Raw genomic sequence first — 10,854 nt, 5'->3', positions numbered from 1 at the left:
ACTTCTAGTTCCCCCCTTCTCAAGGGGGGTTAGGGGGGATCGAAAGCACTGTAACTCACAAAAGGTGAGAAATGCTATATTTATTTTCTGTGAGTTTTAACGAAGTTTATCAACAGTGGAAAAAATTTCGAGAGCAAGTTTTTAATTGGAATAAAGTTAATGAATTAAGTTTTGCTCAGTTTTCGTTTAATAAGTAGCCAAAGTGAATTGAGAATTTAGAATTGAGAATTTAGAAACGATCCCCCTAAATCCCCCTTAAAAAGGGGGACTTCCAGTTCCCCCCTTCTCAAGGGGGGTTAGGGGGGATCGAAAGCACTGTACCTCACAATAGGAAATTAGATCAATCCATATATATTGCCTTTGCGTCAGCCCTGTATTAATTATTAACCCGCCCCTTTCAATAATTTTAATTAAATAAACGATCGCAATCTTAAACATTAAGATGTATTAATAGTATGAAAATTTCATAAAGATTTGATGCAATTGGCGAAATGCTCTTGACACTAGGGGGGGTGGAATTATAATCCAAATGCAACATGGTTAGGACACTTAGAAATTCTCAAACTCTGTCATAGATTTTGTTGAATTTTGCATCGTTGATTTGATCTTGCGCGTGTCCTAACTACGTCAGTAAAATAAAATCAGGACTTACGCAAAATAACGCATTTATGCCATTGCGTTTTGCTGGCGCATAGCTTCCGCTAACGGCTGTCGCCGACATGTTTGCGGAGCATTCCGTCAGGAAAAAGCGCAGCTTTGCGTTAGCGCCAGCTTTGCTTTGCAATAGCAAGCGACAGCGTTTGCGGAGCAGTCCGTCAGGAAAGCAATCTCAAATGTTGATATTTCATTCCTTATGCGTAATTCCTGAAAATGCCTAAATATCTGTTGAATTGTCAGTAGTGACTCAAATTCCCTAAACCCACTGCTCAAACTTCTAGTTTTGAGATTACCACATCTCCCGAATTTGCTGGCTGCCTGGTCAAACACCATCTCACTCTGGCTTTCAACACCTATCAAACCAAAGCCAAAAGTAGAGAATGAAACAAAAAATCCATTTTATCTCAGGACTACCGCGATCTGGCTCCACCTTACTAGGAGCCTTACTTCGCCAAAATCCTGTGTTTCATGCAGGGATGTCTAGTCCAGTGGGGGGTCTGGTGAACCGACTACTAGAAGCGATGAGCGAAAACAATGAGTTTTCGGTCTTTATCACACCTGAACAAAAACGAGCATTAACCTTAACTATTTTTTCAACATTTTATGAGGCACAAGGGGACAAAGAAGTAATCTTTGATACTAACCGTCTCTGGTGTAGCAAATTGTCTTTAATTCAGGACCTATTTCCTGACTCTAAAGTGATTTGCTGCGTCCGCAATGTGGCTTGGATTATGGATAGTGTGGAAAGGTTAGTCAGAAAAAATACTTTTGAGGTGTCCCGCTTATTTAACAATTCAGGTGAACGTTCTACGGTTTACACTCGCACGGAAGCTTTGAGTCAGGGAGGAAGATTAGTGGGATTTGCTTATAACGCTCTCAAAGAAGCGTTTTATAGCGAATATAGTTCTTCATTACTCCTAGTGGATTATGACATATTGGCCCAAGCTCCAGATAAAACTCTGTCCCTGATTTATCAGTTTTTGGGGGAAGAACCCTTCGAGCATGATTTTGAGAATGTGGAGTATCAAGCTGATGAGTTTGATAATCGACTGAATACCAAAGGCTTACATACAGTACGCTCTAAAGTGGAGTTTCAACCCCGACAGACGGTTTTACCCCCAGATTTGTTTGCTAAATACGATGGTTTATCCTTTTGGACAAACCCCAGCAACAGTCTCGCTAATGTGATTGTGGCTCAAGCAAACCCCCCAGAAGTCAATGAAGTCAGAAGTTAGAAGTCAACCCACCCCTAACCCCTCCCAGGAGGGGAAATTATCAAAAGTTGTTTTTGAGACACAGATTTCTGCTCCGTCTTAAAAGACGGGACTTTAGACCCAATGATTTTTGGTAAACACTTGCAATGAAATTAACAGGACTTACTCCAGGTTGATTTGTCATTGCGACCGTAACGCAGTGTAGGGAAGCAATCTCGGAGTTTTTGCGATGACTTTCCTGACGGAATGCTCCGCAAACGCTGTCGCTTGCTATTGCAAAGCAAAGCTGGCGCTAACGCAAAGCTGCGCTTTTTCCTGACGGAATGCTCCGCAAACATGTCGGCGACAGCCGTTAGCGGAAGCTATGCGCCAGCAAAACGTAATGACGTAATTACCTCGCTTTTGCGTAATATCATGTAAAGTCATTGCGAGTGGAACGGAGTGGAAGGAATCAATCGCAAGGGTTTGAGATATCTCTTCCATCTATATCCTAATCATAACTAATCATCCGGACATGATATAAGTCATACTCAAATTAAGGAGAAAAAACAATGGCAAATTTTATCGTTAACCAAACTACTGATGACGGAACTGGGAATCAGGTAGGTACTCTCAGTTATGCTATTGCTCAAGCTAACACAATGGCAGGAGATGATACCATTACCCTGCAAAACGATGTTCGCCTGACAGGAACCATGCAGTCCCTCATTGACAGCAATATCACTATTGTTGGTGGTAACTATACCCTGAGTGGGGATGCCAATAATGACGGGATAGCTAATGCAGGAGATGTTCGGGCTTTGTTTATCAAGTCAGGAACCGTTGATATCTCCGATTTGACCATTACTAATGGTGTCGCCAAAGGCGGAGATAGTGACACTGGTGGCGGCGGCGCTGGTATGGGCGGCGGCTTATTTATGTCCGATGGCACCGTCACCTTAACCGATGTCGATTTCACTAATAACCTAGCCCAAGGCGGTAGCGGTGGTGTTGGTTCCAGTGGTACTGGTGGTGGCATTGGACTAATTGGTAGCAACGGTAGCAATGGTAGCGAAGGTAGCTACGGCAACTTCGCCGACGCTGGTGACGGCACTGACGGTGGCAATGGCGGCTTCGGTGGCAATGGCGGCAACGGCGGCAACGGCGGCTACACCTACGCCGACTACACTGCCGGCTACTACTTCGCCGGCAACGGTGGTAACGGTGGTGACGGCGGCTTCGGTGGTGGTGGCGGCGAAGGTGGCGACGGCGGTGACGGCTACGTCTACGGCTACACCTACAACGGCGCTGGTGGCGACGGTGGCGACGGCGGCTTTGGTGGTGGTGGCGGCATTGCCGGCTCACCTGGGCTAGCCTTCAGTATTGACATTTTTGGGGGCGACGGTGGCGACGGCGGCTACGGCGGCGGCAGCAGCTACGGCGGCGACGGCGGCTTTGGCGCTGGTGATGGATTGGGTGATGGTGGTGGTGGGGCTGGCTTCGGCGGTGCCATCTTTGTCCGCACTGGTTCGTTAAGCTTCAATAACACCAGTTTTACCAATAACAGTGCTACCGGTGGTACTGGGGGTAACGATGGTCTAGGCTTGGGCGGAGCGGTTTTTATCATGCAGTCCACCACTAATACTAATGGCAACAACCAGGGAATGCCCACTACCCTAGCTACCGTTACTGGTTCTAACGTTACTTACAGTAACAACAGCGCGGCGGATGATGCAGGAACAGCTACCGATAACGATGATGTTTTAGGTACGATTACCATTACGAATAGTAACGCTGCACCGGATGCAGTAGACGATGCAGTAACAACTGATGAAGACAGCCTCCTCAGTGGCAACGTCCTCACTAACGATAGCGACCCTGACAGCGATCCCCTTACAGTTACCGAAGTAAACGGCAATGCTGCTGATGTTGACATTCAAGTGACTTTAACTTCTGGCGCATTGTTAACTGTTAACAGTGATGGTACTTTCGACTACGATCCTAACGGTCAATTTGAGAGTCTAGGTGTTGGAGAAAGTACAACTGAAACTTTCACCTATACCATTGATGACGGCAACGGTGAAACGGATACAGCCACTGCCACCGTTACCATTGATGGTGTCAACGATGCACCAGTCTTAGCACAAGAGATTGATGACCAAATCATCTCTACTAACGAGAACTTATCCTTTGATACCAGTGTCTACTTCAGTGATGTTGATACCAACGACACCCTTACCTATTCCGCGTCTAACTTACCAAGTGGGTTTAGTATTGATACTAATACTGGAATTATAACTGGTAGCAGTAACTCTGCTAGTATCACTCCCATAACCGTCACAGCTGATGATGGCAACGGTGGTACAATCAGTGATACCTTTGAATTAATTCTGGCTAACAATCAAGGTACTCCTAACCCTGATGTGATTGTGATGGATCTGGTCAGTGGCAATCGCATCAACGCCAAAGCTAGTGATGACGTAATCTTTGGCAGCTCTGCTAACGATAAATTAGGTGGTTGGACTGGTGATGACGAAATTGATGGTGATGGTGGTCACGATGTTCTCTCTGGTGGTTGGGGCCACGATACCCTCACAGGTGGAGACGGTGACGATAAGCTATTCGGTGGTTTTGGCAATGACTTACTAGACGGTGGCTTAGGTGAAGATACTATAGTTGGAGGATTTGGTCAAGATACCATAGTCATCGCTAGTGGAGAAGGTATGGATACGATCCGATTTTTCCAACCTGGAGTCGATAAGATTGGATTAGCAGATGGTTTAACCTTCAATGACTTGTCCTTCTCTGGCAACAAGATTATCGAGACTTCGACTAATGAAGTGTTGGCGAAGTTGCCCTGGTTTAATACCGCTCATCTCGACAGTTCAGATTTTCTCGCAGTTTAAGTTGAGTTGAAATCTCAATTCCTGTGTGGCAGTTCATCGCTGTCACCAGGAATACTTATTGACTGAGAACGGGAACTCAAACCCATGTTGTACTCAAGCATTCAAAGCTTGAGTACAAGTGTCATTTCAGTTATCAGTTATCAGGGTGTTGCTGAATAAAAGTATAATTTTGTAGGAGTCAGGAGTCATATCAAATCCCGATAATTACTATACCCACGTCCGCAGCGACTGGAACGGAGTGGAAGGAAGCAATCTCAGTGGTTGAGGAGGTTGCTTCCTATCGTCGCAATGACGAAAGACAATATTCCTTATATTCAATCAAGCGCGGTTTTAACCAGAGGTAATTATCAATTATCCATTATCCATTAATGAACTGCTCTTTGATATAGTAAATACCTGAGCGCTCATTGCTATAAATTTTTTGAGATTTCCGGTTTAGTAGAATAAAAACATGAATTATAAATTTATAGAGTTAAATTCTGAAATTATCAAATATGGAAACATACGCATATAATCAAATTGCTGTAACTTGGGAAACATCTCAAAACATTGAACAACCAGACTGTTCTCCATGCGTTCGCATTATCGAATTTTTACGTTGAGGATGTCTAATGATGTTTACACCAGAATTATTAGAAGTTTGTTAGATAGAACTTGCGCACTAAAATTTATTTTTCTAGATTTTTGAGGAATTTATGTTGTTTGTCCTGTTCCATTATAGTTACTAAAAAGACATCTCCGAAAAAGATATAGACTTTTTGCATTTAGTAGGGAACACTTAACTGGGAACAGGTAACAGGCAATACCATCCTGCTAGTAATGTAGGTGTGCAAATGGGTGGTTGGCTTAGGAAATAAATTAATACTGTAGCTAACCTCAATAGTTTAAATACTGAATAGCTTACTAATACTAACTTAAATCAGTCCATTGTTGAGGTAAATTTTGCTCTGGAAACACTAATTTTGCTTGTAGATAATGTTCAAAAGACTTAATTAAATTATGGGTAGAATTTCCATAACAGCGAGTTTGATAAATTACAGCTAGATTGTGATTAACTATTGCCCATTCATAGGGAAAATAATTGAAATTAAGTACTTCTAAAGCTAACTCGCAGCAAGCTAAAGCAATTTCTAAATTAACATCAGAATCTCCATCCGGTAGTGCCCAAATAATCCGACCAAAATTTACTAATGCACTAGCAGTTGTAGTTGCCCTATTTTGACAAATGTTAGGAAAAACTTGCTTCGCCCACTTGCGTAAAATGTATATTAAATGAGGCTCTAATAAATCAAGATTTTCTACAATTAGAGGGTAAATTTGTTGAGGATCGCCTTCACTTTCCCAAGTTATTTGCAACGCTTCTAGCAAAAATGGCAAAGTTTCATTGATAGAAGTAGTTAAATCAGGAGTGACAATTTTAGCTTCTAACCAAGCAGCAAAATTCTGATAATATGGCAGATTTTTATCTAAAACTATGTAGATAGGAAAATATGGTTGCATGAATTGATATTTACTTAATTTTGCTTCTATCGGCTGTGGTTGAAAGTTAATCATTTTTAATGTTTTTGTGCCTCTATTGTGACCTTAATTACATTCTATTTTCCCATTCTAGAGAGTAGCTTTCCGGATCGTATTCAATTATTTTTATAGATTTACTAGAATTATAATCGAGAATCTAGGGTAGTTAATTATTCTGATATAATTTAGTTGAGATTGTTATAGTTATGTGGTGAAATAAATAGATAGCTCAAGTTGGATGCGGGTCTCAAGCCCCGTCCTTCTAGGACGGTTAACCTCAATCGGCGTTGCACAAATTAAATTGAACCTGATATACTAATAATATACGCAAGACTTGCTAGAGTCAAAACTATGATAGTATACGAATTCAAAGTCAAAGAAAACTTCAGCAATATCAAGCCGTTGATGAGGCTATTCGGACGGCTCAATTCGTGAGAAATTCATGCCTTCGCTATTGGATGGATCGTCGAGGACTAGGTAGAAAAGAACTGTATCCCTATAATACCGAAATGCGTTCGATGTACCCATTCGTTCAAGATTTGAATTCCCATGCTTGTCAGGCGTCTGTAGAACGGTGTTGGTCAGCTATTGCTAGGTTTTTTGACAACTGCAAGAAAAATATCCCTGGGAAAAAGGGATACCCACGATTCAAGAAACATAGCCGCTCTGTTGAATACAAGACATCGGGCTGGAAATTGCTAGACCCCAAACATATTCAATTTACCTACAAAAAAGGTATTGGTAGACTCAAACTGATTGGGACGTGGGACTTGGCATTCTATCCAGTTGAGAAAATTAAGCGAGTGAGACTGGTCAGACGAGCTGATGGTTATTATTGACAGTTTTGTATCAGTGTAGATGTTCATGTTAAAACCTTACCCACTAAACGAAATGTCGGTTTAGATGTGGGCTTAAAAGAATTCTACACCGATTCAGATGGTAATACAGAGCCGAACCCCAGATTCTACAGAAAGAGTGAGAAACGGATGAAATTCTATCAGCGTCGTGTTTCTCGCAAACAGAAAGGCAGTGCCAACCGCCAGCGCGCCATTAATCAACTGAGTACATGATATTACTATTACTCAAGTTTTCTAACTTTTACATACTACATTTTGTCGTGCGGAATCTGGGATAAAAGGTTTGTGCTGTGAGAATCTTGCCCACGGGGGGGGTATCTCACCCTTGATGAAATCAACTGTATAATTATAGCAGTTTTCATGAACATAGAATACAGAGATTTTGGGCTGAAAGGCAGCTATGCAGAAGGCAGAAGGCAGAAGTTTTGTAGTCTACCTTTGTGAAAACCGCTATAATTCTCCCCTTCGATCAATATTTATTCAGTTGAAAGCGAGTTTATTACAGGAAAATTGCCAAAACTACTTTACTTATTTTGACTTTTTTCTTACTAAAAATGCAGCACATTCGACATGAGCAGTTTGAGGAAAAAAGTCTGCAGGTTGTACTTTACTCAACTCATATTTACCTGTCGAACATAAAAATTTCAAATCACGAGCCAAGGTAGGAGGTTTACAACTAATATAAACTATACGTTCAGGTAGAATTTGTAACAGAGTTTCTAAAACAGAGTTATCGCAACCTTTTCTCGGCGGGTCTAACAAAACTACATCAGGCTTTACTTGCAACTCAGGTAGTAAATCTTCAACTTTTCTATCATGAAAAATGACATTTGTCAAGTGATTAGTTTCAGCATTCAACTGAGCCTGTTTTATAGCCATCGGTTGAACTTCTATACCAATGACTAGGCCCTTCCTAGCCCCCTGTAACAACTCCTCACCTGCTATTTCCATAGAGTCGCGACCGGGAACGCCCACTTGCTGCAAATATTTTGCTATAGGTAAAGTGAAAGTACCGATACCACAATAAGCATCAACAATAATCTCCCGTCCGTTCAAAGCCAACTCTTGAATAACTACCTCCATTAATTTTTCCGCAGTCTTTGTATTTACTTGGAAAAAAGTATCGGGGGTCAATTGAAATTTTAAACCACTAAACTCTTCGTACAGATACAACCGACCAGCAACACAAACAGTCTGTTGACCAAAAATAGTATTTGTTGCCTTGGAGTTGTAGTTCAAACAAACACCTACTAACCGAGAATAATTTTCTAGCCATTTTTGTGCTTGAGCTTCGATACCTGGTAATAATTCTTTTGTTTTTTCCTCCTCTCCATTTATAACCAAAGTCAACAATATTTCCCCTGTGTTATTACCTATCCTCAAAGATAAATGGCGTACAATACCTGTATGTTTTTGTTCATCATATATTTTCCAGCCTTGCCTAGTAATATCCTGTTTTACTTCTTTGAGTAAAGGGTTCAAACGTTCGTCTTGAATGGGACATTGATTCAGATTAATCACTTTATGGCTACCTTTTTGATAATAGCCAGCTTTAACTTGACCTGTAGTAGAAATACTTAAAGGATATGTAGCTTTGTTGCGATATCCAAAAGCTGCTGGAGATGCTAGAGTTGGATCTACTGCTGATAATGTTAGCCCCCCTATTCTCTTTAAAGCTTGAATAACTTGATTTTGTTTAACTTGAAGCTGATATTCATAACTAATATGCTGCCATTGACAACCACCGCATTTGTCTGCAACTATACAATAAGGCTTTATACGATATTTGGACGTTTCTAGGAGTTGGTGTAATTTCCCATAAGCATATTTTGGTTTGACCACTGTTAGACGGGCAACTAGGCGATCGCCCGGAACTGTATCAGGCACAAATATGACTTTTTGACCATAGCGACCTACTCCATCACCGCTATCTGTTAAGTCTGTGATAGTTATTTCTACAAGTTGACCTTGTTCACAAGGTAGTTTAGCTAGGTTTTGATTATTGATATTCACTCATTTCTTTTGTCTACAAAATTTTAGAGTCATGTATAACCGTACGAACTAAGCTGTAGAAAATCGTGACAGCTTAATATCTTGGTATTGGATTAACCAATACTGGCTGTACGGCACAGCTCACTATTCCCTCGGCAGTAGATGCCCCTGGGAATTTCTTATCTTATATTTGAAGACTACCATTAATATCAGCATTAATCACTTTACCAGTTGCACTCCTGAATAAACCACGTTTGACTCGTTTACCTACATACAATTCATGCTGACAGGGCAATTATAGGTCAAGTGCAGAAGTTTTACTGGTGTAACTTTCTTCAGTCTCAATCACTTTAATTCCTGCTAACACACACTTATAAGTTATCTGTTTTACTAGCTTAAAATGTGGTATTTGAGTAAAATTTTGGTTATTTTTTTTGCCGATGTTTGCACCTTGTTTCCAATTATCATTTTTGCCTATGACTACAGTACCAATATTATTTGTAGTTAAATACTCAACCACTAATTTACTGGTGTTATGCAGATAATTCTCCACAAAACGATTTCGGTGATAGGTTAACGCTTCAATCTTACGGCTAGTTTTTTTCTGGCCCTTGAGAACACTTTGATATTTAGCTTTTCGCTTGTTGTAAAGCTGATTGACGCTTTTTAGTGGCTTCCCATTAACAAGCAGAGGTTTCACACCAGGCTTGTTTGTAGCTAGAGCAACTAATCTATCAATCCCTAAATCTATTCCTGCTACATATGTAGACTCTATCCGTTGTTGTTCAGTTTTTTCATACACAACTTCAATTACATCGCAGCCAGTTGCAGGTACTATCCTCACTTCAACTACAGACTCAACCACTACAGGTATTTTGATATCACTCATAGATAAGTGACAAATACCGTCCTTTAGTGGTGCTTTATATACAGACTCTTTTGAGTAGATAACTACATTTCGGCCTTTGGTTTTGTCCTTATACTTTGGTATTTTGGGTTTACCTAGAAACTTTTGTGGATATTTTGACCATTCTTTTATAGCTTGAAAATAGCCACGCCAAGTTGCAACCAAGCATTTTATTATTTGTTTTGATACTTTAGTTGGTAATGCTCTGTAGGCATCGCTATCTTTGGTGGCGTGGTACAGTTTAGTTAAATCTAGACTTTTTCCGCACTTAAAAAAATGCTGACGACAATAATAGTTAGCCAGGTTGTACAAGTTTTTTGATTTAAAGGCTAACTCATCACACACCCGCCAATACTGATGTGTTCGGTTAATAATATGTCTGTCAACAAGTCTCATTTAACCGCTATAATTCATTAGAGTTATTACCTGTTTAATATTACAACACTTTTCTACAAATAGCAACTACTTTATACAATTTTCATTCAACAGTTAATCACCCTAATTATTGGCTGTCATATACGAAATTTTGTCGATCAACCCGGTTTCTGCGTAAATCCTGATCGAACTCATTTTACTTAGAGGCTGTTTGTAAAGAATTATGAAGTATTAGTAGCGATCGCTAAACGTTTTAGCATTAAACGAATCATGGAAATATATAGCAACCGCCAAGGCGGTTAGGACACTGCTTGCAGAACTGATTCAATCGCCGGAAAGCAAACAATCAAATCCTTTGAGCTGGTGACGAATGCGACTTTTAAGCCAAGACCAACATTTCTCTATGGGATTGAGGTCTGGTGAATAAGGAGGTAAATACAACAGTTGAC

6 protein-coding genes and 2 pseudogenes are annotated in these 10,854 nt (G+C 40.7%); 4 read left to right on the top strand and 4 right to left on the bottom strand.

The genetic code is table 11. The features are described from left to right. The first annotated feature begins 71 nt into the window (after positions 1-71). The 3 genes from F6K06_RS32295 to F6K06_RS32285 all read left to right on the top strand — a co-directional run bounded on the left by F6K06_RS32295 (position 72) and on the right by F6K06_RS32285 (position 4,756). Positions 72-197 carry a hypothetical protein gene (locus F6K06_RS32295; protein WP_275670318.1) on the top strand — a complete coding sequence of 42 codons (126 nt, stop codon included), beginning with the start codon at positions 72-74 and terminating at the stop codon, positions 195-197. A gap of 840 nt (positions 198-1,037) precedes the next feature. Then, positions 1,038-1,892, top strand: a complete 855-nt coding sequence (locus tag F6K06_RS32290) for a sulfotransferase (protein WP_124144178.1) — start codon at positions 1,038-1,040, stop codon at positions 1,890-1,892. A 530-nt stretch (positions 1,893-2,422) separates the two neighbouring features. Next, the gene (locus F6K06_RS32285) at positions 2,423-4,756 is read left to right on the top strand and encodes an Ig-like domain-containing protein (protein WP_161564922.1); all 2,334 of its coding nucleotides are present in this window, start codon (positions 2,423-2,425) and stop codon (positions 4,754-4,756) included. A gap of 909 nt (positions 4,757-5,665) precedes the next feature. On the opposite strand, the gene F6K06_RS32280 is transcribed toward F6K06_RS32285, so the two are convergent. Continuing rightward, on the bottom strand, positions 5,666-6,310 hold the full coding sequence (locus F6K06_RS32280) for a hypothetical protein (RefSeq protein ID WP_124144180.1): 645 nt from the start codon (positions 6,308-6,310) through the stop codon (positions 5,666-5,668). Between the two features lie 315 nt (positions 6,311-6,625). On the opposite strand from F6K06_RS32280, the pseudogene F6K06_RS32275 reads away from it, so the two are divergent. Continuing rightward, a pseudogene (locus F6K06_RS32275) lies at positions 6,626-7,335 on the top strand (RNA-guided endonuclease InsQ/TnpB family protein); the annotation flags it as partial. 324 nt (positions 7,336-7,659) lie between these two features. On the opposite strand, the gene rlmD reads toward F6K06_RS32275, so the two are convergent. The 3 genes and pseudogenes from rlmD to F6K06_RS32260 form a co-directional block, all read right to left on the bottom strand. Next, a complete protein-coding gene (gene rlmD / locus F6K06_RS32270; protein WP_287244348.1) occupies positions 7,660-9,144 on the bottom strand; it encodes a 23S rRNA (uracil(1939)-C(5))-methyltransferase RlmD in 1,485 nt (494 codons plus the stop codon). Between the two features lie 274 nt (positions 9,145-9,418). Beyond that, positions 9,419-10,426 (bottom strand): RNA-guided endonuclease TnpB family protein, encoded by a 1,008-nt coding sequence (locus tag F6K06_RS32265; RefSeq protein ID WP_205127310.1) that lies wholly within the window; start codon positions 10,424-10,426, stop codon positions 9,419-9,421. Positions 10,427-10,704: 278 nt separating this feature from the next. Beyond that, positions 10,705-10,854 (bottom strand): annotated as a pseudogene (locus F6K06_RS32260) (transposase); the annotation flags it as partial.

It is taken from the genome of Okeania sp. SIO1H4 (genome assembly GCF_010672695.1).
GTDB lineage: Bacteria > Cyanobacteriota > Cyanobacteriia > Cyanobacteriales > Microcoleaceae > Okeania > Okeania hirsuta.
This window is presented reverse-complemented; position numbering and strand designations above follow the sequence as displayed.